The 22,440-nt window shown below is 39.8% G+C and carries 20 protein-coding genes; all 20 read right to left on the bottom strand.

What is annotated here, in order from left to right:
* Window positions 1–14: 14 nt before the first annotated feature.
* The 20 genes from MHI40_RS21645 to MHI40_RS21550 all read right to left on the bottom strand — a co-directional run bounded on the left by MHI40_RS21645 (window position 15) and on the right by MHI40_RS21550 (window position 22,433).
* Window positions 15–1,913 (bottom strand): VirB4 family type IV secretion system protein, encoded by a 1,899-nt coding sequence (locus MHI40_RS21645; protein ID WP_340765448.1) that lies wholly within the window; start codon window positions 1,911–1,913, stop codon window positions 15–17.
* The gene (locus tag MHI40_RS21640) at window positions 1,906–2,913 is read right to left on the bottom strand and encodes a hypothetical protein (RefSeq protein WP_340765445.1); all 1,008 of its coding nucleotides are present in this window, start codon (window positions 2,911–2,913) and stop codon (window positions 1,906–1,908) included. The genes MHI40_RS21645 and MHI40_RS21640 overlap by 8 nt, the downstream gene beginning before the upstream one ends.
* Complete coding sequence (locus tag MHI40_RS21635) at window positions 2,914–3,219, bottom strand: PrgI family mobile element protein (RefSeq protein WP_340765443.1); 306 nt, start codon at window positions 3,217–3,219, stop codon at window positions 2,914–2,916.
* Between the two features lie 151 nt (window positions 3,220–3,370).
* Window positions 3,371–3,787 (bottom strand): hypothetical protein, encoded by a 417-nt coding sequence (locus MHI40_RS21630; protein WP_340765441.1) that lies wholly within the window; start codon window positions 3,785–3,787, stop codon window positions 3,371–3,373.
* A 143-nt stretch (window positions 3,788–3,930) separates the two neighbouring features.
* Entirely contained in the window at window positions 3,931–4,881 is a 951-nt protein-coding gene (locus MHI40_RS21625) for a C40 family peptidase (RefSeq protein ID WP_340765440.1), read from the bottom strand.
* 101 nt (window positions 4,882–4,982) lie between these two features.
* Window positions 4,983–6,119, bottom strand: coding sequence for an ATP-dependent Clp protease ATP-binding subunit ClpX (gene clpX, locus MHI40_RS21620; RefSeq protein WP_340765438.1), 1,137 nt, complete (start codon window positions 6,117–6,119; stop codon window positions 4,983–4,985).
* Between the two features lie 14 nt (window positions 6,120–6,133).
* Window positions 6,134–6,730 carry a sigma-70 family RNA polymerase sigma factor gene (locus MHI40_RS21615; protein WP_340765436.1) on the bottom strand — a complete coding sequence of 199 codons (597 nt, stop codon included), beginning with the start codon at window positions 6,728–6,730 and terminating at the stop codon, window positions 6,134–6,136.
* A 29-nt stretch (window positions 6,731–6,759) separates the two neighbouring features.
* Window positions 6,760–7,005, bottom strand: a complete 246-nt coding sequence (locus MHI40_RS21610) for a hypothetical protein (RefSeq protein WP_340765434.1) — start codon at window positions 7,003–7,005, stop codon at window positions 6,760–6,762.
* Between the two features lie 128 nt (window positions 7,006–7,133).
* A complete protein-coding gene (locus MHI40_RS21605; protein ID WP_340765432.1) occupies window positions 7,134–7,598 on the bottom strand; it encodes an A24 family peptidase in 465 nt (154 codons plus the stop codon).
* Window positions 7,599–7,612: 14 nt separating this feature from the next.
* Window positions 7,613–8,221: a hypothetical protein gene (locus MHI40_RS21600; RefSeq protein WP_340765430.1), complete on the bottom strand. Its 609-nt coding sequence runs from the start codon at window positions 8,219–8,221 to the stop codon at window positions 7,613–7,615.
* Between the two features lie 12 nt (window positions 8,222–8,233).
* Entirely contained in the window at window positions 8,234–8,746 is a 513-nt protein-coding gene (locus MHI40_RS21595; protein WP_340765428.1) for a hypothetical protein, read from the bottom strand.
* A gap of 125 nt (window positions 8,747–8,871) precedes the next feature.
* Window positions 8,872–12,522: an RCC1 domain-containing protein gene (locus tag MHI40_RS21590; RefSeq protein WP_340765425.1), complete on the bottom strand. Its 3,651-nt coding sequence runs from the start codon at window positions 12,520–12,522 to the stop codon at window positions 8,872–8,874.
* Window positions 12,523–12,652: 130 nt separating this feature from the next.
* The gene (locus MHI40_RS21585; protein WP_340765423.1) at window positions 12,653–12,856 is read right to left on the bottom strand and encodes a hypothetical protein; all 204 of its coding nucleotides are present in this window, start codon (window positions 12,854–12,856) and stop codon (window positions 12,653–12,655) included.
* Window positions 12,857–12,954: 98 nt separating this feature from the next.
* A complete protein-coding gene (locus MHI40_RS21580; protein ID WP_340765421.1) occupies window positions 12,955–13,836 on the bottom strand; it encodes a type II secretion system F family protein in 882 nt (293 codons plus the stop codon).
* A gap of 12 nt (window positions 13,837–13,848) precedes the next feature.
* Complete coding sequence (locus MHI40_RS21575) at window positions 13,849–14,781, bottom strand: type II secretion system F family protein (RefSeq protein ID WP_340765419.1); 933 nt, start codon at window positions 14,779–14,781, stop codon at window positions 13,849–13,851.
* A gap of 77 nt (window positions 14,782–14,858) precedes the next feature.
* A complete protein-coding gene (locus MHI40_RS21570) occupies window positions 14,859–16,229 on the bottom strand; it encodes an ATPase, T2SS/T4P/T4SS family (RefSeq protein ID WP_340765416.1) in 1,371 nt (456 codons plus the stop codon).
* A 56-nt stretch (window positions 16,230–16,285) separates the two neighbouring features.
* The gene (locus MHI40_RS21565) at window positions 16,286–17,674 is read right to left on the bottom strand and encodes an ATPase (RefSeq protein WP_340765414.1); all 1,389 of its coding nucleotides are present in this window, start codon (window positions 17,672–17,674) and stop codon (window positions 16,286–16,288) included.
* A 47-nt stretch (window positions 17,675–17,721) separates the two neighbouring features.
* Window positions 17,722–18,519, bottom strand: a complete 798-nt coding sequence (gene cpaB, locus MHI40_RS21560; RefSeq protein ID WP_340765411.1) for a Flp pilus assembly protein CpaB — start codon at window positions 18,517–18,519, stop codon at window positions 17,722–17,724.
* A gap of 18 nt (window positions 18,520–18,537) precedes the next feature.
* Complete coding sequence (locus MHI40_RS21555) at window positions 18,538–20,172, bottom strand: hypothetical protein (RefSeq protein ID WP_340765409.1); 1,635 nt, start codon at window positions 20,170–20,172, stop codon at window positions 18,538–18,540.
* Window positions 20,173–20,282: 110 nt separating this feature from the next.
* Window positions 20,283–22,433 (bottom strand): type IV secretory system conjugative DNA transfer family protein, encoded by a 2,151-nt coding sequence (locus tag MHI40_RS21550; protein WP_340765408.1) that lies wholly within the window; start codon window positions 22,431–22,433, stop codon window positions 20,283–20,285.
* Window positions 22,434–22,440: the final 7 nt, after the last annotated feature.

Raw genomic sequence — 22,440 nt, 5'->3', positions numbered from 1 at the left:
ACCCCCTCTCTTTTTTATACTTGTGTCGCATAGGCACTCGTTATCAAGTTTTTCTCATATTCAAAGGCATAAGCAAAACCAACCGAGCTTTCCTCTCTCATTTTTAATAAAAACTGACCTTTATTGGCTGTAAGCAAGAAATTCTTTTCTCCGTCCGATAACTTAAAGGTTGTTTGCAATGCATCGATATCGGTAGAATCTTGCTGTAGGAATATGTTCACTGACGCATTTGTTAAAACTGCTTTACCTTGTGGATTATCTGCGAACTCAATAAAGTTTTGGGATGCGACAAGTAATCCACCGTTACGTTTACGAATACGACGTGCGGCATTTTCTAGAAATTGAGATGTATACTCATTTCCTGGCATGTTTTTATTTACTAACATCCACGCCTCATCACAGATAACACGTTTTTTTATTTTTGGATCCTTCTTCACGAATTTCTCCCATGTCCAACTCATCGACACATACATACCGATAGGACGGAGAACGTTTTCTTCTAAAGCAGATATGTCGAATACAACTACAGGAGAACTCTTCAATTTTTTCAAGTCTTCAGATGTTTGTGTGTCAAACATGTCGTATACTCCACCCTTTTTGAACATTTTAAGTCCGTTCGCAAGAGTTTTGATATCGTGATTCTGCTCAGTTTTGGCATATTCCTCTAAGAGGATATGGAAATCTGAAAAAGTAGGCATATCTTTCTTTTGTCCAGCAAACGTGAATTCTCCTGTTTTCTCATCAAATTTCGGCTCAGTCACATACAAGCTAGACGGGCTATCCGTGAAACCAGCGTTCGTATAAACCTCTGCTATAATGTAGGAAACAATCGATAACTGCTCTTGCGTCATAGAACCTGCCATAACACCAATAAGGTTCAATACATCAGCTATTTTCGCTTTAAGATTGACGACTTTACGTCCATCTTCTTCTTCCTCTTCTTCAAGATCAAATGGATTTAGTTTTGTCTTAGAATCTGGAGCAATCTTTACATAAGAACCTTTTAGAGCGTATGCTAATGGCTTATATTCTCCCTCTGGATCGATTATGACCGAGCGAATTCCCTTGATCGCTGAACGGAGAGTAAGAAGATTTACCAAAAATGTCTTACCAGAACCTGCTTTACCAAAAACAGTTAGATTTGAATTTCCTAATAGGTCTCTGTCATAGAAATCAAGATACATCGGCGTTCTTGTCGACATGTTTACTCCGCTAAATACTCCAGTTGGATGTGAAATTTCCGAGTTGTAAAATGGGAAACACGCAGTAAGGGCTCCTGTACTAAAGTTTCGGAACTTGTCCGGAACATAACTGTTTGCATAGGGCAGGGCAGACTTGTAACCATCGTCCTGACGAAGATATACAGGCATGTGATGGATTTTACGACCTCTAAGGCGATTGTCGAGTTTTTTCGTTTCTTTATCCAACGATTCTACTGAATCTGTATATAGATTCGTAGCAATCTGAACATGGAATAAATTCTCGTAGTTTTGCTCGATACGTTCACGCTGTGCATAGAGCTGTCTAACAATATTTTGAAGGCGTGTAACGTTTCGTATTGAACCTTTTTCCGTCTCCGTAGATAGCTGTGCCTCGAACTGTGTGATCTTATGTGTCAATTCATCCAAAGCTGAACGGTCATCAGATGGTTGAATGTGGATTTGTGTATCCATATCTCCGTCGTAGCTATACAACTCGTCTAACCAACCAACGGATACGTTCGAAGGAAAACCATGCATGATAAAACTTCTAGCATACTTGTCTCCCACTTTCATATAATCCTCGAAACTTCTATCAAAAGAAGGAGGGGCAAACATATCTTTAATATCTTTTGAACCCCGTGCAAGAACGTTCTCTGCATTCTTTTTAGGAGTTACTTCGACTGTTTTTGATTTCTCTTTTCGTTTAAACATGTAAGCCACTCTCCTTTTCGTGTTGTTTTTTGAAGTTCGTCTCGAAGTTATCAAAATCTCCTTGTGCTACTTCATGGTCATCTTTTTGTTTATGGTAGCTACCCAGTCGATCGCGTAGTGAATCAATTGTTTCCAATGCTTCTTGTAATCGAGCGAGTTCTGGTTCGCTTAAATTTTCATTGTATAAGTCTGTCTGTATACTGTTTTGAGCTCTGTATAGAATCCAGTCCATACGCTCTTCGTCTTTCATTTTGTCTAAACGGTTTTCTCCTTCGGTCATGAGAGATAAATAATGACCTTCCATGATATTGTCGACATGCAGATAATTTTCTCTGTTATAGGTAGAGTAGATAAGCTCAGCTACATCACGAGTACGCATGATTCGTGTTTTTACTCCCATTGCAGAAAGTCCGTCAGCGACCATGTTTACACGGGTACTAACTTCTTTTAAGACATAATCAAATTTCTCATCATCATCTAATTCACCCATATTCATGGCTTCGTCAAAAGGGATAATAATATATTTCTTCTTTTGTTTGTTATTTTGGATTTTTTCGTTCAAATGCTCCATGTCACTTAAATACTGATTTGTATATTCCGCAAGTTGTGGAAAGACTTCGAGCGTTTCCATCGCATCTTTCTCTGTTGCTTTTAACATTTTCGAATTATCAATGATTCTCGTTTGCAAGAAGATGGAAGTAGGAAAAGATAGAGAGTTGATAAATGCCTGAAAGGAAGATTCAACTGCATCTTTTTCTTTATTCGTTCGCAAATGATAATTTAAAGAAGAACACTCGATATACGCACGGTAACGATGATTCGGCATTGCAACCATTCCCTCTTTGATGTCTTCAAAAGGAATAAAGTCCTGTGCAGTTGTTGCTTCTTCCATGTTTAAGTTGTCTTGATTTCTAGGGTCGGTCTTCTTTATTTGTTTATAAGCAAAGAACCCCATGCCCCCAATAATTAGAAGAAATCCTATGATTAAAATAGCTACCATTTACAACACGTCCTTTCGTCTGTTTGGTAATTTATGCACTTTCCGTTTGAATTTCTGTTTAAAAGTGATGTATTGAAACAATGTCAGCTCGTTTTTTTTATAAAGAGCAAACGGTAGACCGCTAGTAGCTCCAATCAATCCGAAAACTAACGCAGCTTTTCCGCCAATAAGATCGAATAGCAAGGTGAAAATTATCGCCCCTATTCCAAGTCCCCCTAACACCCAAAAAAATTGATTAATATTAAGGATTCCTCCAATTATTTTTTCTTTTTCCGACATATCTGGTGGCATTGTGTAATTATTCATATTTTCACGAACAAGGCTAATATGGTCCGTAGCATGTTCATTCCTCACCTCTCCATTTTGTATATTTGCTGACTGTCAGGACCTTGACTTAGTCAACTATGTATAAAGAGCCGACAACCAATGGGTTGCCGACTCCGATTGCCTCGAAGGGCTAGTTGATGGAGCGATAGAACAAACCAACGATTAACGATACTGCTCCGAGCCCGGCCGCGGCGATACCTGACCATAGCACGCCTGTTAAGGCTGCACTTCGTGCGTTAGGATTGCCTGCAGATGCTCCCAGTTTCAAGAACTGAAGGATGAACACCACAACCATCGTTACTGCAGCGATACCAGAGATCCCTACGATGAAGTTTCGGTATTTCGAAATCAGCGTGTTCCATGCAGAACCAGTACTTTCACTGAAACCTGCACCAGTAACCGTCATCTTGCCATCCGTTATAGTTACTCCTGGAATTTCACCATTGCCAGCAGCATCAGCTAAATGAGGCATACCTACTGCCATCAAGCCGAACATCACAGCCGCAGCAGTTACATATCCGAAGTTTCTTTGTGCGTTTTTTGTCATTTTGTATCACCTCCTATATGAAGTCACGGTCAACCCGCGACCATGCTGTTATCTTATATGCAGTTAGTCACCCGCTTAACACTATCGTTCGACCGTACAACGCCAAAAAAGTATGCAACAAAAAAAAGAAGGCGAATGCCTTCTTATAGAATCCTTTTTGCGAATAGAAACCTTTCCTTCCAATAGGGCTTATCTATTGGGGCAATGTGTACTTTTTTTCCAGCTGCATGAATCATCTTTCCATCACCAATATAGATGGCTACATGAGAAGCTCCAGGTTTATATGTTTCAAAGAACAACAGATCTCCAGGTACATATTCCGTTACTGTCTTGCCCAAAACAGATTGTGTTAGGGCAGTTCTCGGTAGTTCTATGCCCAATTTTTTAAACATTTCTGTCGTATATCCCGAACAATCAAAACCTACTTCCCCATTACCACCCCAAATATAAGGTTTCCCTAGCTCTTTGCTAGCATAATAATAGAGTTCATCAAACTGACTTGGAGCTTTGAATGACACATTTTCCTCCGAAATTAGATGAAGCTTGTCTTTTATATTAGCTTCGTATTCTTTTCCGTTAAATCCTGACAACTCCAGTTCTGTTCCGAACGGGAAGGCGTCTCCAATCGAATATGCTTTTGTAGAGATGGGGACTTCTGTTGTCACTTCAAACACGTTTTCACTTGAGATCCATCCGCTTTGACCAGATAATGTTTGAATCTCTACTAACCCGCCCTCAGCTTCTTTCATTACCTTTTCCAAACCAGTGGTCGTAAGCAAGGGCAATGATAGCAACCCACCTTCTGAATGAATAACAACCTCAGGCTCCACTTTCTTATCCACTAACTTCGTCTGATGTGTCTGCATGAAGGAGTCGAGCGGAACGGCATATTCTTGGCCGTTGACTGTAACCGTTGGGTCAGCTAATAATTCATTATTCCAAGTAAACGATTCTCCTTTTTTGATTGTTGTTTCTAGTGGAGCAGTTGGAATTGTTGTATCTTTCAAGAACACTCCTTGATCTGCGAATGCAACTTGCCCAAAAGCTAAACTAGCGATTAAAGTTAAGGTTATTGTTTTTGTTTTCATTTTCATTCTTTTTTACCTCTTTCTAATCTATTATTTGTCCTTTTTTACTTTACGCCTCGAGTTTTCAGAGAAAAGCCCCCTAATCATTGGGATAAGGGGGCGAGGGTTTAGTTTGCTGTTTGCATTTCTTCTTCTACTAACATATCAAGTGTGACGAGAAGACTTTTCTCCTCGCTCTTCCCTGGTATTTCATACATCATTTCGAGCATTTTACTCTCTATGATACTTTTCAAACCACGAGCACCCGTTTTCTTTTGAAGAGCTTGCTCAGCAATATAATCAATTGCATTATCTTCAAATATAAGGGCAATGCCGTCCATTTCGAATAAGGCTTGATACTGTTTAACCACAGCATTTTTAGGTTTTGTCATGATATCGCGAAGATCTTCCTTCAGCAATGGGTTCAATTTAGCAATAATCGGGATACGCCCCATGAATTCTGGAATAAGCCCATATTTGATGAATTCCTCATGTCCGGGACTTTTCTTTTTCATAGTTGTTTTGTTTTCTCTTAAGAACCCGACCACCTTGTCCTCCTTATTACCTTTGCTGTCAATCATGTCAACGAAAGCCCCACCGAATATAAACAAAATGTTTTTGGTGTTAAGCGTGACTGTTTTTGGTTGAAGTTGCGAACCAATGGACAATTTGACATCACGGTCCTCCATCATTTTCAACAAAGCTTCTTGAACAGAACGACCGCCTGGATCTTTTCGGTCACCGTTAGACGCTAATTTATCTACCTCATCTATATAGATAATTCCTCGCTCTGCTTTTTTTATATCTCCATCCGCACGTTCTAGTAATAACTGGAGAACGGACTCGACATCTTCTCCTATATAACCCGCCTTTGTTAAGGTAGTTGCATCCGCAGTTACAAAAGGCACATCTAACAAGGTAGCAAGGGTCTGAATCAAATAAGTTTTCCCGGAACCAGACGGGCCCCAAATGAGCACATTCGACTTCGTAATTTCCACGAGTTCAGTCGCTTCTCTTCCTAATCGTTTGTAATGATTGTATGCAGCAACAGCTAGTGTTCGTTTTGCTTCTTCTTGTCCTATCACATAGCGGTCTAGTTCTGCTTTCATATCGGTAGGAACTAATAAACCAGTACGACTAATTTTCTTTCTTTCTCTTAAAATTTCATGAGCTCTTTCTGCACAGGTTTTGCAAATAGAAACCTTGTCCGCAGTGAGTTGTTTGTTTTTCGGTCCTTCTGGCATTTGACAAAATGAACAGTTCATTCGATTTCCTCCCTTTAAACGTTTTCGTGGATATGATACTGAGACTTCATTATTTTTCTGATCTTATCAATGATGTTTTTCTCAATCTTCGAAACATTAGCTTGGCTCATCTCGATAATCTCTGCTATCTCACGTTGGGTCTTGATAATGCCTCTATCTAAACCGAAACGGTATGTCAAAATGTATCGCTCTTTTTCAGGTAAATCGTTGATGATGGCGTGTAGCACATCTGCGTATTGGCCTAGTACTACTTGTTCCTCTAATGACTTTTCTCCGTCATATTGTGGTTCAAGCGTATCTTCTATCAAGAGGTCTTTCCCAAATTCATCTTTAGACAATGCATAGTTCATAGAAACTCCGTTGACGATATGCTTCTTTTCATTGCGTAAGAAGAACAAAATTTCATTATTCATAACATTGATTGCGTACGTAGAGAACTTAACGCCTCTGTCTTTGTCGAAACGATCAATAGCTTTCGCATATCCTAAGAAAGCTACGCTTTGTAATTCATCTAGCGAGATGCCAGATGTTAAGAATCTGTTGGCTACGTAGTACACTAATCTTTTGTGTTCAATTGCATACTCGTCTTTTTCTATCTCTGTTAACATCATCTTTGGTTTTCCCCCTGATATTTCGGTTTTTATAGTTTCAATAGCTCTATGAGCTCATTTTTAGCTGTTCTGATCTCGTTCAGTAATTCTTGAATGCTTGTTGCCTCGCTTGTCATCATTTTATGATCAAGCACTCCGACGATTGCTCTGTCTAGAGTCCCGTAATATCCTATTACTTTTGCTTTCTTTTCGGATTCTCGATATTTTTTCACGACAAAGCTTTTATCAATCGTCTCTAAGAAAAGTCGTTCATTCTGATCTAAACAAATTTTCATTTTGCATACCTCCTCGCTTATTTTCCTTATGTGTTTCCTGTAGGCGACTTGTGTACTACAGTAAATATATCATCATTACTGTTGACTAACAAGCCTTTTGTTGTCGAACGCCCGTCAATCCGTTGGTATCATTGTAGTATCGTGAAGTTTAATGAACTCATGAAGAGAAAGGCTCCAAGAAAAAACGGCCCCATAGGCAACAATTGAAGCTGTTTTCCAAATAATCTCATCACTAGCACATACACAATAAATGTCGTTGCTGTCATCAAGAAGAAGGGGAAAATTCCGGGGACTCCCATATACAAGCCGATGACTCCAGCTGCTTTGATGTCTCCACCCATCTTTTGGTTTTTCACCATTGCCGGTATAAGCATGAGGACGAATCCGAGGATTGCCCCAATAATATTCATCCATGAAAATCCATGAATGGGGATAGTTATGAACCATAGAATGAAAAAGGTTACATTCAACCAGTTGTAGATCTTTCGATATTTGATATCTGTATAAGCGGCAATAAGCAAAAATGCCATAAACAGAATTGGAATATAGGGAGAATCGAATATCTCCCCCATCCAATTGCTGATGTTCTCCATCTTCTAGTCCCTCCTTAGCCTTCTGAAAACTCTCTATTATAGATAATTCTAGTTACGCTTCGAATGGAAAGTTCTACTTCCCCGTCTTCGTTTTCTCCGATGTAGCTGATCATAAAGTTCTCACTCGAACGAGATTCGTAGTACCATTTGTTCAAGTTTGCAATTTTGTCAAAAAGTCCATGAGCATCGACCGTGACAATCATCACCGAGTCAATCTCAACTTGTGGACGTGGCAAAGTGGATGTACCTAAACCATGAGTATCCTCATAAGAAGAAACGGTCAGTTTGGCATCGTCCGTGTCCCGAATAAAAGTGATATGAGCGGTGTCGTCTTCGACTATCTTCTTATATAGATGTTTTGTACCTTCTTTACTCACTAAATCATTAATATCCGGCTTGTAATTACCAGTCCGGTAATACCTCTCCCATTTCTCTATTTCTTCTTCTTTAACATTTTTCGACAAAGCCGTTACACCCGCAGTATCCATAACAGAGTTGATCTCTTGCAAAGCGAATGAACGTTGCATGATTTCTACAAGTCCTGTGAATACCACGACTGCTACGAGCAGAACAATAACCATCCAAAGGCTCATGGCTCCTTCTTTATTTCTTATTTTCCTCATTGGGTTTCCTCCTTACCATGAGTCGTAACGATATCTAAACTCAGAAACCGTTGAGCGATTATTTGTTAAATAGAAGTCGAATTCACCGGGCAACATCATCGAGAGCATCTCCCACTTGTAATTCACTCTCATCGTTACGTCGATGTCGTCCATATAGTCATATGCAACACCCGAAGTAATCGGTGAACCACCTACTTTAATGGAGTAATCGCCTTCTTTAATGCCTGCTTTGGATAACATATTGGTTACTTGGTTGTCTACCTGACTGCCAGTGTTATACGAAGTTGCTCCTCCTGGATAACCGGTTGGGGCACTGGAGAGCATTCCTCCTTGAACTCCCACAATCCTTGTTACATGTTGAACTGCCTGTGTTGAAGCACCAAATTTCACGCCAATTACGACGATATCAATAAAAGCTGCGAATAAAAGCATGAAAATCAAAATGCTGATTACAAACTCTAAACTCGATAAGCCCTTTTTCTTTTTAGCAATATTTCCTGCCTTTTTTCTTGCGAATAGCCACATCGCATATTCCTCCCTTATCATTCGTTTTTGTATGATATGGGGACGGATTACTTTCTAATCGAAAAATGAGTCCGACGGATTTCAATAAAAAAAAACCACCCCAGAAGGAGTGGTTCATGTCTTGTTTAGTTCATAACTGGAAATAATCTCACTAGGAGCTTGTTATATTCGTTTTCGTCAGACAACATGCTAATTGCGATTTGTGCTATTTGTTGATTGGTGCCTGCCAGAAGCATATCCAATCTCTTTTGAAGTGCTAATCTTTCTTCACTAGATGGAAGTTTATCTATTGCCTCTTGTGCACGTGTGAAGTACGGTTCTCGTTTGTAGCGTTCTGCGAAAGTAACTTGTTGCTCTGCAGCTTTTAGAAGTGCCGGATCCACTTTTACTGGCGGCCCTTCTGTTGGTGGGATTACTGCTGAGATAGCTTCCAATCTATCCTCAAGAGTGGATTTATCAGGGCCATCTTTTAATTTCTCCACAGCTAACTTTGCATTTTCTAGAAACGGTTCGCGTTTTTCTAGTTCCGCGATATATACCTTCTCCATCGCGTCTTTTAGCAATGCTGCCTGTTCTTCTTCTAAAATTACATCGAGAATAGCTTGAATACGCTTATTCAGTGCTGTTTTCACTAAACCTTCTTTTAGTTTATTTACGCTGTCGATTGCATCGGCCAAGTCCAATTCACTTCTAGAAATCTCGGCAGTCTTCACTTTGCTTTCCGCAAGGATTGAACGTTTAAGTTCTTCAATTCGCTCCGTGAGGTTAGCTTTGAGTTGCTCATCGGTTAACTGCTGAATGGCTCTTTCTGCTAGCAAGATGTTGTAATTTGTCTGCATTTTTTCTGCATGAAGAACTGCTTTGGTAGCGTTTTGTCTCAATTCAATATCTTGTATACGTTCTGATAAGGCGGTTTTGTCTTGTCCATCCGGCAATTTCGACACTAGACCTTTTGCTTCGGCTAACTTCTCGCTTGTTGGGTTTTCTCCTAGATTATCCACAGCACCTTTTGCATCTTTTAATAGCCCTTCAATGCTGATTGCTAACTCAAGAGCATCTAATCGGTCCGAAAGATTCATTTTTTCTGTACTTTCATGCAGACCATTCACTAGTTTTCGAGCTTCTTCGATATCAGCATTCGATTTAGAACCTTCCGCTTTCACTACTGCATCTATTGCTTTTGAAATAGCCATTTCCTTCTCCGTTACCTTTGCTTCTTCCACTTCTTGTTCTGTATTTTCTTTGAGTTGGGACTCTGGTAATTGTGTAACTAACTCGTCTAAACCAGCAAGTTCACCACCTTCAATTTTACCCCAAATATTTTCCAATAATTTAATAATGTCGAGGACATCTTGAACGTGGAGTACAACATCTGTTCTGTGAGATTCACTTAATAAAGCTCTAGAACTTTCCAATATCTCGTTCAAAGCATCTTTCATTGCGAGCACATCTGCACGTGTTCCTTCTCCTGTTATCAGATAATTCTTCATATCTAAAATCTCCGTTAACATTTCTTGATACTTGGTATTGGATGAGTCGATTGCACTTTGAATTTTATCCAAACGTGCAGTTAAGATTGTTCTTTCTTCACTTTTTGGTAATGCGTTGACAAGCTTGCGAGACGAGTCGACATCTGTTTGATATTTAGACGCTTCTGCCACAATTACAGAGGTTGTTGCTTTGACTATTTGTTCTGCTAATGCTTTCTCCTCGTCGATTGCTTCTTGGACCTTATCTAAACGAGTAGTTAAACTTATTTTTTCTGTTCCGTCTAGCAGTTGGTTCACTAGTGAACGAGATGAATCTACGTCAATTTGGAGTTTAGAACCCTCTGCTTTCACAACCGATGTTGTTGCAGTTGCAATCTGTTCTGCAAGTGCTTTGGCATCTTCAATTGCTTTTTGTACGACATTCAATCGATTCGTTAAGTTTGTTTTCTCCGTTCCAGTTGGAAGTGCTTCAACTAACGTGCGAGCTACTGTTACGTCGCCTTGTAACTTAGATCCTTCGGATTTGACAACAGAAGCTGTTGCTGTTTCAATTTGAGTCGCTAAATCAATTGCTGTTTGTACCTTTTCTAAGCGATTATTTAAGTTAGTCTTTTCAGTTCCATTTGGTAGTGCCGTAACCAATGACCGAGCTGCCGTTACATCCCCTTGGAGCTTAGAACCCTCCGCTTTTAAGACTGCTGTTGTTGCGGTCGCAATCTGTTCTGCAAGTGCTTTGGCATCATCAATTTCTTTCTGTACGACATTTAATCGATTCGTTAAGCTTGTTTTCTCTGTGCCAGATGGAAGATTATTCACAAGTAGACGAGATGCATCCACATCAGCTTGTTGTCTAGAACCTTCAGCTTTTACGACGGACGTTGTAGATGTCGCTATCTGTGCAGCTAAATTGATAGCAGTTTGAACCGTATCTAAGCGAGATGTCAAGTTCGTTTTTTCTGTTCCCGTTGGTAAAGCATTAACTAGCGTTCTTGCTTCTGTCACGTCGGCTTGCAACTTGGATTGTTCAGCTATTATGACTGCTGCTGTCGCACCTAGTATTCCCTCCGTGGGACTTTCATTTACTTTGAACCCTGAAAGTAATGCAGGGATAATTTTATAGGTATTTATGGTTCCTCCCCATTCGTATACACTGCCGTCCGATGTTATAGCGGCAGCTCCATTAGACCCAGAAGAAATTTCAACTATATCGGAAAGGTATGTTGATTTTACCGGTGTACGACTTTCCTTTTGTGTTCCAAGTCCTAACTGTCCCATATTATTTACTCCCCAACCAGAAAGGGTTTTGTCGGAATTTATAGCAATACTAAAGCCAGCTCCGCCTTCTGTTTCAATTGAATTGCTAATTTTAGGTAGTAAAACGGGTAGCAATCTATCTGTTGTCGAACTGTCTCCAATCTGATTCTTGTTGTTTGCACCCCATCCATAAACTTTACCATCTTCTGCGATAGCAAAAGAAGTGGCATTAGAAGACTTAATCTTTTTTATATTAGACAAACCAGCAATTTTCTTAGGGAATCCATTGGAAATTGTTGAATTGTTACCAACTCGTCCGTTTGAACCATGCCCCCACGCCCAAACACTTCCATCACTTGTTAACGCAACGCCAAAATCGCCTCCTGCAGTCGCTTCAACTACATTTGAAACATTTATTTTTACGGGCATTAGGTAGTTCTTTACCCTACTATTAAGACCTAGTTGGTCATAGGTGTTTAGGCCCCAGCCATACAAACTTCCATTCTCTGCAACAGCTAACGAGAAGTAATCTCCTGCACTTACACTTACTATTTTGGGCAAACCTTCTATTTTAGAAGGGGTATATATTATCTGTGTACTCGTGTTGAGACCCAATTGTCCTTGATTATTATACCCCCAACTATATACTTCCCCTTCAGAGGTTAATGCTAAAGAATGATAAGATCCAGTTGTTACTTCAACAATTCCCTCCAGACCATTAATTTTCCAGGGAGTGTGATTTGCGGGATTAGCAACGTCACCTAATTGCCCATAGGTATTCCCCCCCCACGCATAGACATATCCATCGTCCCTTATTGCTAAAGTGTGATTATTCCCAATTGAAATACGCTCAGTGTCTCTGTGAGAAACACTAGCCTCAGCAATTTGTAAAATACTCTTTATGTCTCCATTCCCTGCGTTTACGAGGGTGTATCCCCCCGAAAATAAAATAGCACTAGTCATGATTAGTTTAATAGCTTTTTTACTTAATACTTTTTTTACATTGTATTCTTTAAGATTTTTATTTTTCATCTTCATTACTCTCCTCTTTCTTTTTTGTGTGTAACTCTTCATCATATGTGGGTATTTATTATTGATTCAACATTTGATTTTTTTATAAAAATTCACACATAAAAAAAGACCCCGAAGGGCCTCTCGTTTCTTACTTGTCGCTTCCTGTACCACCATCAGTCCAGTTGGCAACACGACTAGTTGCTTTCTCGATGAATCCTGTGATTGCGTCACGGAACAAGAATAAAATTGTCGCGATTACAAGAACCACAGAGAACCATACGATAATCTCTAGGTTCGATGCTCCGTCTTCACCAGACACAGCGTACTTCGCACGATTGATTAGGTTCGTCATTGTCCACTTCTCCTCCTTTTCGTTTGCTCTATCATATTCGGATGCTTCCTTATTCATTCCGAGTATTTTAGGGAGGATTATAGAAATTCGTCGAACCCTTACAAGTTCATGTTCATCATGGCATCAATTGTTGGTAAACCGATTACCATAATTAGACATATCAACATTGGAGCTTGAATCATAATGCCCATCGTTGTTCGTTTTTGGATTTTCATTTCGATATTGAGTTGGCTTAACTCTTTAATACGTTCCGCTTGTGATTCGAATCCTTCTCTTGGATCTCCACCTTGTTCCAGTGTTAATTTTAAGAGAGATACAAACTCGCGAACCTCAAACAGGTCTACTTCGAACTTGAAGGCTTCTAACGCATCGTCTACCCCCATTAGTTCAATATCTACCGCTAATTTTTGAAGAATTGGCTTCCATTCGTCCCCTACATAGCGAATACTCTCTTGCACTGAGGTCGAGAACGTAAGACCTGCTGTTAGATACCCTTCCATAATACGAATGAACTCTGGAAACTCGGAAATCAAACGTTGGACTCGGTTCGATGTGGAGTTGTAGAACAAATAAGCCGGCAATAAGATTAGAGCCCCTCCCCACATACTGGCGAAAAACGGGGAAGCAGACCAGAGTATTACGGCAAAGAACACCCCTACTACACGGAGTAACCAAAGAAAAACTATAAAGGAAAGTGGTGATTTGAATACTTTATCCCACTTTGCCAATTTGATTTTTCTCCAAGTTACTTCCAGACGATCTACCGAATATCTTTGCGAGAAGAATTGCTCAAAAGGATTTGTTACCTTGCCAATAATCTCACTTATATCGGCATCGTCTTTTCGTTGGAAATTTAATTGTTTCAGTCGTTTTTTATGGATCTTATAGTTCTCTAATGAAAATACAAGAACGAGAATATTTCGAGCAAACATCCACAAAAATACCACCATGAATAGTAATACAAGCCACTTCATTTCCATTTCTTATCCTCCTTAATCGAGTGGTGCCCCGATTTTATTATTGATGAACCACAGAAGAATAACGAACACTCCTGCGATAGATGCTGTTCCTATTTGACCCATCGTTGTTTCTGTCATGAAACGGATGTAATCATCATTAGTAAATACTTGATAGATGGCAAAAATCGGAATGAACGCAAGCATGATGTAGTTCTCTCTCTTCACATTTGCAATTTCACGTTTCAACAAAGCTTTTCCTTTACGGTTTTCTTCATATTGTTCATATGCTTGACCGAGTAACTTTAATCGACTAGCTGTATTCCCTGCATCTCCTGCCATCTCATAGTAATCCGCAAGGCGTTCTACGTATCTATTCCCCATGCTTCTAGCCATGTCTCGGAGTGCTTCGTGAATCGGACGACCAAGGGTAACGGCATAAGACAAACGTTTAAGCTCGCTATACACCGGCTCTTCCCCTTTAAATTCTTCTGTTGATAAATGAATAGCTTTACCAAAATCTTGGGTTGTTTCATATCGTTTCAAAATCATGTGAATAAACGAACCCACTTGTTTCTCCATTTTCGTTACACGTACATTTCTAATCATGGCCAAAACTTGCTTCGGCATTAAAAACCCTATGACCAAGAATAAAAAGCCTAACAACGGGTTATTTGTCCCAAGATACATAATCAGTCCCAAAACAATTCCCATCACTACGGAAATAATAAATAATTCCGAATAAGAAATAGGAAAACCTGCTTGTAAGCAAAGTGTTTCGGTGTTATAGCGTCTCGAGTACTTGATTTTATCCTCAATAATCCCGTCTATTTTTCGTTTGATTACATTTTCACGCAATCCGCTTACGGCTTGTTTCTTTCGTTTGTTTAGCTTGTCCTCTTTACTAGACAGAACCGTCATGCTAAGAAGGGCGACCAGTAAGGCAACGCCAATTAATATCCAGTGCATACTCTTTCATCCTTTCTTTTCCTTTGTTTGTGTATGATAGTCATATCGCCCTTCATTCATGACGGAAATCCGTCGAATCATGCAGCAGCTACTTTTTCTACCCATTTCTCGACATCTTCCCATTGCACGCCTCGTCTCATCATGGTGTTTGCTTTTTCCATGGAGATTTTGTTATCCATTACGAAATCTTTCAATGCGAAATCATAATGACAAATCATTTTCAGTTCCATGCGTCGTGTTGAGAAATTGTAGCTAACTTCATGCATCATAGTCATTTTGCGTCCGACTCCTGGAATGTTATCTTGGATGCAAATATAATCCAGTGAGCTTCCGATTATACGCTCTACTACATCGATACCTAGGGCAGGCATGGCCATCAGATATTTCGTCACAAGTCGATTCACGATATTCCAAGGATTCCCACCGTGCATCGTAAAGATGGTTGAGTGCCCGGTTTCCATGCCTTCTACAGCTGCCTGGGCCTCTAATCCCCGAACCTCTCCAACCACAATATATTTTGGTTTCAGACGAAGAGCTGTAATGATTAATTGATCTAGCGGTACTGCTTGTTCAGGGTCCGAACTCTTCACTGATACCAGCTGAAGCGTATGCTCATTTTCTGGGAAAAGCTCTTGAGTATCTTCACATAGGAGCATACGTTTATTTGCTCTTGTTACGTAATAATCGAGGATGGCACGGATCGTTGTCGTTTTACCAGAACCCGTTATACCTGCATAAATGAGGTTAGATTCTCCAACAACCACTAACCCAAGCAAGTCAGCGATTTCTTCTGAGACTACTTTGTAATTAATAAGGTCATCTCGTTTAATGTGGTCTTCGGAATGCTTACGCAATGTTAACGAATAACCACTTGGTGAAACTCGAGGACTAGTCGCACATCCACGGTCTCCATACAATTCAAAATCGACAATCTTCTTATCTCCGTTATTGATTTCCTTCCCTGCTTCTTGTAGAAAGCGAAAGAGCGTTTCGTTGTAATGTTTTTCATTCTTGAAGATATGTTCATAACGGGCATTCTCTCCGTTTCTCTCAACGAAAATAGTGTCCCATTTTATGCAATAAATATCTGAAACTCCAGGATCTTCAAAAGCCTCTGCTAATACAGAGTACCCTTTGATTTCATGCGTACACTTATGGATAAATCTATGGATCTCATTCTGTTCATAACCTCGTATGCGGAGATCTTCTTTAAATACGATATCCGAAACCAAATTTTTATAACGGTCAAATTGTTTTCGGAAGAAAGGTTTATCTTTTTCTTTTTTTTCATTTCCAATTCCTTGCTCCGACAATTCTTTCAATCGTTCTCCTAAATGTGTGCGGACGATTTCTATTGCTTCTTCTTCGTCTAGGACTCTCTTTCCAGTATTCTTGCCGCTTCTCATTCCTGCTAGTGACTTGCGAATATTATTTAGATTTTGTTCCATCTATGCTTCCCCCTTGTTTTTCGTTTGAATGAAAAAAGCCCCCGAAGGAGCCTTTATTATCCTTTGTAGAAAAGGCCTCTCTTTTTCTTCTTTTTATACTGAAGTGCTTCTGTCTCTATCTTGTCAAAATCTTTAATAGGCCAAATTTGATTCGCCACTTTCAAAATTTCATAGCGAGTTTTGAGTGTTGCGTCATCTTCATCAAGCACTACGGGCGTTCCCTCGTATAATCGATTTAAGAAGACTGGTTTTGGCAATTGCGGTATACGTGACTCTAGTTTAAAGTCAGAGTCATCAATATGTTCCGCCGTGAAGATTAAATCCTCAACCTCTGTGTTATCTTCTGGAACATAGTCTTCGTTCAGAACATAACGGACTTTGTCCAGCACACCGATTTCTCGAAGCACCTCTTTATAACGATTATTGTTTCGAATGTTATTGAAATCTAGATTTAAGATGTAATAACAAGACTTCGCCATTTGGAGCAGCGGGTACGTCGTTACATGCGACAAACTAGAATTGGTGTCCACGATTACGATGTCAAATTTCTTTGCCACCGATTCAATTAGGTAAGCATAGTGATAAGGTTTAACCTTCTCCAACTGACCGAATGACAGCTGACTGCCGACCAAAGCTTCTAGATTTTTCACTTTCGGGTATGGATGAAAACAGCTACGAATGTATTCGTCTACTTTCTCGACATCTTCTAAATCCCCAGTCAACGTTCCATTTTCATTAACGATCGTAGAGATTTTATCGATTGCTGATTTTAGATGTTTTTTTTCATCTTCTATTTGAAGCAGTGTTCCAATAGATAAATTCTGCAAATCGGCTTCAATAATGGCAACGCGTGGTTTGCGGCCATTAACTTCTATCCCGCTACTCGCAATAGCCGTAGCTATGTTAGAGGAAAGGAAGCTTTTTCCTGTCCCTGGTTTAATGGAACTAATAACAAATACGTTCTTGTAAGTGTTTTCGTCCTCGTCCTCTATCTCTTCAGGAATAACAAACTCTACTAATTTCGCAGGTTTTGTTTTTACCTGTTTGACCAAGTACTGCATCTGTTCTAGGGTTCTAGGTTCTTTAAACAAGTTGTACAAACTATTAAATGAAAGTTTATCGTCATGTACGATGTCGTATATCCCGCTCATCACTAATATCCCAAGGGATTGAATACGAGATTCATCTTTTTTTTCAACAAATCCAGACAAATAAATGATTCGTAGTTGAGGAAACTCTTTTGATAGGTCTAGAATTAATTGCGTAGTCGATTCTTGCCCCGACAATCCTTCCCCTAGAAGTACTATGTCTGGTTCATGCTTCTGGATTTGTTCTTTCACTTCACTTTTATAATCCGCTCCGCCGACGACTTTAAAGCCATCAAACTTGTGTACGGAAGCATCTATTTCTTGTTGACCACTTGCTGTAATTACTCGTTTTTCCATGAAATCGGGCACGCCTTTCTAAAAAGACATGCCCGCACCTCCCTTTCTTATTCGCCTTGCGGACGATTAGTTTCAACTTCAACCGGTGCTACGAATTGTTTCTCATAATCGCCTAGGACAAATCCTAAAGTTTCATATGTTTCTGCTTCAGAGAATCTAGCAACCATGGAAATACTGCCTTTTGCTTGACGTGCTGAGATTTCTTCCGCTTGATCTAGTGTCACAGCTACTGTTAATACAGCAAGCTCTCCACCTACTCCATCTTCATCTTCTGATGTGTATCCCGATTCAGAACGGTCAACATATGGAATTCCTTCTTTTGTAACAACATTGTAGACAATTACATCTTGAAGGAATGCTTTAGAATAGATAAAATCAGACTCTTCCATCGCTAAGTCACCCTCTACCTTAGCCTTGCCGCCATCTTGATAGATTAGGTCTATCTTGTCTCCACGCTCCAAGTTTCCACCAATACCTGATTCAAGACTTACAGGAATACTCATTTTTCTATATCGTTCAAGGTCCATTGAGTCAAATGGATCTTGTTCTCCTTCTTTGATCACGTTATCTTTATATACATACTGTCCTTTAAATACAGGAGAGCCGATAAACATACCTTTGAGGTCTTTTTTATCTGTAACAAAGTTATCCTGAACCCCTTTTGCTGGTATTTCGATTTGTGTGATGTCTGCTTCCTTGATTTCTTGATTAGCTTCCATGTCGGCTGTATACACATACACCTTCGTCGGTTCAATTTCCTTTTGTGTGTAATTCATAAAGAAAAATATTGCCCCGCCAATTAGTGCAACTTGTATGAACAAAATGGCCATACGTTTCATTTTCATCTGTTTTCCTCCTTAGTTTTATAGGTGCGTCAGCAGCGACTTAATCGGTGCCCGCATAAATGATCTGGATTGCAATATGGATGGCATGCCGTTGTAGTTATCTACAAGACACTCTTTGTTCGCGTTTGGAAAGGAGACCACTGAATTAATCTCTAGCCACTCTTTCACACGCTTTTCATCTAATTCGAACTTTTCATATTTATTGAGTATAAAAACACCCTTCAAGCCAAGATCAATACCCACTTTTGTGAGCCCGCTAATTGCTTTGATCGTTTGACCAAGTACAGCTACGTCTTGCGTAGTAACAAAGAACACCTTGTGAGCGTAAGTCATAGCTTGAATAGTCGGCTCATACTTCGTATCAGATGGGACATCTAGCACTACATAGTCGTAACTTCCCTGGAATAACAAGTAGAGATATAAATCTTTGGCTAGATTGATAGGAGCAATAGATTCACGAGAAGTTTTTCCCTTTATCATGAAGCTCCCTGAGAAATACAGGCAGTCCAGTTGATCAGGAAACTTCTTGTGCACTTTTTGCATATCGCTTGGTTGTTTTTTCTCCTCTTTCAAACGTGTCACGGCATTCATTACTTCCGGCAATTCTTCTTCTAAAATCGCCATGAGTGCTGAGTCTATACCTTTGTCTAGGTGACCTAGCTCGTACCAATATCCCGTAGAAGCCAAAATCTCGTTCCATTCGACATACAGGACACGATGTTTTTTTGCTAATTCCACTGCTGTATTGAAAGCGATGGTCGTTGTACCAACACCTTCTTTAGCCCCTACGAAGGTTAGTATTTTTTGTTTGTTACCCAATATCATCGTTTTATCGTCTTCGAGTGTTCCTCTCAGACTCCAAATCTTATTGAGGAGTGGGTTCGTCTTTTCCCCTTCATGCTCTTTCTTTGGGGTTTCTTCTTTTACTTCCGGTATGGGTTCAGGAGATTTTTTTGCTATTTTCTCCTTTTCTTTTTTCTTCCGTATCGGAAGAGAAGCATTTTCTTCTTTTTTCGGTATTTCTTCTGGCACTTCTTCCGGTACTTCTTCTATTAATTTTTCTACCGGTTCCTCCTGTTTTTTTGTTTCATGTGCTGGGAATACAGCTGTAGCTTCTTTTTCAACTCTCTTAGGCTCCGGTCGTTCATCGGCTTGCACATAGACAGTCGTCGTGTGCTCAATGGTCTCTCCTGGTAATGCATCTGGAGCTTCATAGAGAATCTTGTTCAGCTCTTCGTCAAAAATAGGTTTCGGTTGTAAATGTCTAACCCGAGCATAATCATTCGGATAACGCATTACCCCTATCACATCTTTAGCGTTGATCTTTTCACCGTACAACACGTCATAGATTCCATAACTAACTAAGTTAGCTAGAAGCGAATCACCCGCAGCACGATCTCCTGCAAGAAATACAATACGCACTTCAGGGAATTGTGCTCGAACCGTATGAACGATTGTTAAAATATTCTCTTTACCATCTAAATTTTCTCGGATGATTAGTATATCTGGTTTTTTTTGTGATATTCCTCGAAGTATACCTTCTCGATGAACAGTAGCTCCTACGAATTGGAATTCGGGCGTGTGCGTCTTTTCAAGAAATTCTTCTAATGGACGGTACCCAATTGCCATAAATACTTTGTTTGCATTTTTCAAGGATTTGGTTCCTCCTTCTCTTTTTCTGTATTCTATGGAAGACTCATGTCTTTCATATCTGAAAACGGACGAACAAAAGCGAAAGCCCTCTGCTAAGGAGGGCTTCTTGCTTAGATAAGGTCATCGTCGTGTGAATACGGCGAATCATTTTGATGCATGTGGCGGTAGTCTTGGTCTTGCATGTCATCAAACTTGCGGTGAGAAGATTGTTTGGAAATGTCCTCCATCGTATCTTCCTCGTCAATCACGATCTCCTCGAAAACGCCATCTTCTATTCCTGGGAGTGTATTATCGCCATTGAATTCATTCATTTCCTTCTCATCCATCAGTATTACTGGTTCTACATTCAATACGTCTTCCATTACAACTTCTTTTGGAGCCTCTTCTTTGGACATGAATGTTTCATTGAACTCTTCCACCATGGCGTCGAGCTTTTTGTTCAGCTCTTTTGGAATAAATTCTATTTCTCCCACCGCTGGTGATTTCACGGAGTTGTTTTCTATTAACACATAGGTGATTTCTCCAAAGTCCTTATAAATAAGATCACTTGGTGAGAACCTAGCTTTAAGCTCCTCGACTTCTCGGATAGATTCCGAATCGTAGTTCATCGGCTTGATTCCTTTAAGTGGATTGAACTTTTGCCTAGTTGTACCAATCTGTGTCGTTTTCTCTAATATCTCGCCAAATTGCATTGAATAGTAACGGGCATCCTCTATATTTCCACCCGGATAAAGAACAATATTACGAGCATTTGTCGATACCAATTCGATAAAGCTTTTTCCGTCACGACCGGAACCCATACCGATTAAGGCTCTATTCTGTGTCGCTAAATGAGAAGCCACGCGGTAAGAACGTCCTTGTGTTAACATGTCTGCAAATCCTGGATTCGAGTAAGTTTGAAACTCATCTATATAAAGGAAATGTGCACGTCGAGTGTTCTCATTTCCGGGTCTTCTGAATACAGAGGCTTGAAACTGTAAGATAATAAAGTACCCAAGGAATTTACCAAGGTCACGAAGGGCACCCTGAGCAGTCGAGATAGTAATAACGCCACCCTCAGCCAAGTGTTTCTCGAAATCAAGGTCGTTTTCACCGTTTTCTGGGTTTAAGACTCTTCTTAAGTACTTGTTGGAAGTGATTTTAGAAACCTGTGAACGAACTCCAGAGGTGTTGTCGTATGTTTTCGATTTTTCATTGAAGTAGTCGTTTAAGAACCAAGCAGCAATATCTGCGTTCTCTTTCGCAATTTCTGCGGTTTCTGCATTCAAACGACTAAATTCTGTTACCATTTTTCGTCCCATACCTCCTGAGTTATGGATAAGGCGAGACAATTCAATGAGTGTTGCTTTGTTTCCCATTAAGCGTTTCAGTACTTTAAGAGCATTACGAATTAAGTTTTCATTTTGATCTAAGAAGAACTGAGAGGAATCAGGACTTAGCATTTTGAATGTCGTTGCAATACTCTCAATTACCTCATCTTCTTTTCCATGTAAAGGGTTGAAGATAGGACAATTCGGCAAAATAGGATTGAAATATACTGCTTTCCTACCATAATGTTCAGCCATTGCGTAGACTTTTTCAGCCAAATCACCTTTTGGCTCAATCACCGTAATTCCGGCTGATAAATTCTGCATGTCCTGATTGATTAGCGGAATTATCGTTTGACTGGTCTTACCGGAACCTGTTGGACCAAGTACGAGCATGTGAAGGAATCGATCCTTAAATTTCCAGATGACTGGCTTCTTCGTTTCTTTATTGTTGCAAAGAACAACATCTCCCAATTCTGTCTCGGTATTGTTCTCGATTAATCCAAGTCGCTCGATGAGAGATGTATCTCTTAACATACGGAATGTCTCTTGACGCTTATCATTTTTCATGACAGCAAACGATATCATCACAATCAATACATCTACTAATATATTTAAAGAGAAAATTGCCATTCCTTTACCTGGAGTTTTCTCGTCTATCCAATTGGCAAATGTTACGCCAAAATGCGTGGTAAAGGACATAGCAAGCAATCCAATACTTGCTTGGAATAAATACATACCGAAATTCTTTTCTTTATCCTCCGCTTCGTCTTTCGTCAGTAAAAATACTGCTGTCGTGACAACAAACAAGAGCACGGTCATAACCAGTGATGAAAATCGGAATAAGTGTTGGCAAAACAAGAACACGAACTGCATGCCTACTGCTGCCACCATTAAATGTAGGCAATATGGACCTACTCTCTTTTGAAACGCTGGAACATCTATTTTTTTCATAAGTTTC

This window comes from Psychrobacillus sp. FSL H8-0510 (assembly GCF_038008345.1).
Lineage (GTDB): Bacteria > Bacillota > Bacilli > Bacillales_A > Planococcaceae > Psychrobacillus > Psychrobacillus psychrotolerans.
The sequence above is the reverse complement of the archived record's forward strand: the minus strand, read 5'-3'. Positions and strand labels throughout refer to the sequence as shown.

What these genes read in the sequence shown, in the direction of transcription:
- MHI40_RS21645 (WP_340765448.1), bottom strand. Translation starts at nt 1,913, where the DNA reads ATGTTTAAACGAAAAGAGAAATCAAAAACAGTCGAAGTAACTCCTAAA.
- MHI40_RS21640 (WP_340765445.1), bottom strand. Translation starts at nt 2,913, where the DNA reads ATGGTAGCTATTTTAATCATAGGATTTCTTCTAATTATTGGGGGCATG.
- MHI40_RS21635 (WP_340765443.1), bottom strand. Translation starts at nt 3,219, where the DNA reads ATGAATAATTACACAATGCCACCAGATATGTCGGAAAAAGAAAAAATA.
- MHI40_RS21630 (WP_340765441.1), bottom strand. Translation starts at nt 3,787, where the DNA reads ATGACAAAAAACGCACAAAGAAACTTCGGATATGTAACTGCTGCGGCT.
- MHI40_RS21625 (WP_340765440.1), bottom strand. Translation starts at nt 4,881, where the DNA reads ATGAAAATGAAAACAAAAACAATAACCTTAACTTTAATCGCTAGTTTA.
- clpX (WP_340765438.1), bottom strand. Translation starts at nt 6,119, where the DNA reads ATGAACTGTTCATTTTGTCAAATGCCAGAAGGACCGAAAAACAAACAA.
- MHI40_RS21615 (WP_340765436.1), bottom strand. Translation starts at nt 6,730, where the DNA reads ATGATGTTAACAGAGATAGAAAAAGACGAGTATGCAATTGAACACAAA.
- MHI40_RS21610 (WP_340765434.1), bottom strand. Translation starts at nt 7,005, where the DNA reads ATGAAAATTTGTTTAGATCAGAATGAACGACTTTTCTTAGAGACGATT.
- MHI40_RS21605 (WP_340765432.1), bottom strand. Translation starts at nt 7,598, where the DNA reads ATGGAGAACATCAGCAATTGGATGGGGGAGATATTCGATTCTCCCTAT.
- MHI40_RS21600 (WP_340765430.1), bottom strand. Translation starts at nt 8,221, where the DNA reads ATGAGGAAAATAAGAAATAAAGAAGGAGCCATGAGCCTTTGGATGGTT.
- MHI40_RS21595 (WP_340765428.1), bottom strand. Translation starts at nt 8,746, where the DNA reads ATGTGGCTATTCGCAAGAAAAAAGGCAGGAAATATTGCTAAAAAGAAA.
- MHI40_RS21590 (WP_340765425.1), bottom strand. Translation starts at nt 12,522, where the DNA reads ATGAAAAATAAAAATCTTAAAGAATACAATGTAAAAAAAGTATTAAGT.
- MHI40_RS21585 (WP_340765423.1), bottom strand. Translation starts at nt 12,856, where the DNA reads ATGACGAACCTAATCAATCGTGCGAAGTACGCTGTGTCTGGTGAAGAC.
- MHI40_RS21580 (WP_340765421.1), bottom strand. Translation starts at nt 13,836, where the DNA reads ATGGAAATGAAGTGGCTTGTATTACTATTCATGGTGGTATTTTTGTGG.
- MHI40_RS21575 (WP_340765419.1), bottom strand. Translation starts at nt 14,781, where the DNA reads ATGCACTGGATATTAATTGGCGTTGCCTTACTGGTCGCCCTTCTTAGC.
- MHI40_RS21570 (WP_340765416.1), bottom strand. Translation starts at nt 16,229, where the DNA reads ATGGAACAAAATCTAAATAATATTCGCAAGTCACTAGCAGGAATGAGA.
- MHI40_RS21565 (WP_340765414.1), bottom strand. Translation starts at nt 17,674, where the DNA reads ATGGAAAAACGAGTAATTACAGCAAGTGGTCAACAAGAAATAGATGCT.
- cpaB (WP_340765411.1), bottom strand. Translation starts at nt 18,519, where the DNA reads ATGAAAATGAAACGTATGGCCATTTTGTTCATACAAGTTGCACTAATT.
- MHI40_RS21550 (WP_340765408.1), bottom strand. Translation starts at nt 22,433, where the DNA reads ATGAAAAAAATAGATGTTCCAGCGTTTCAAAAGAGAGTAGGTCCATAT.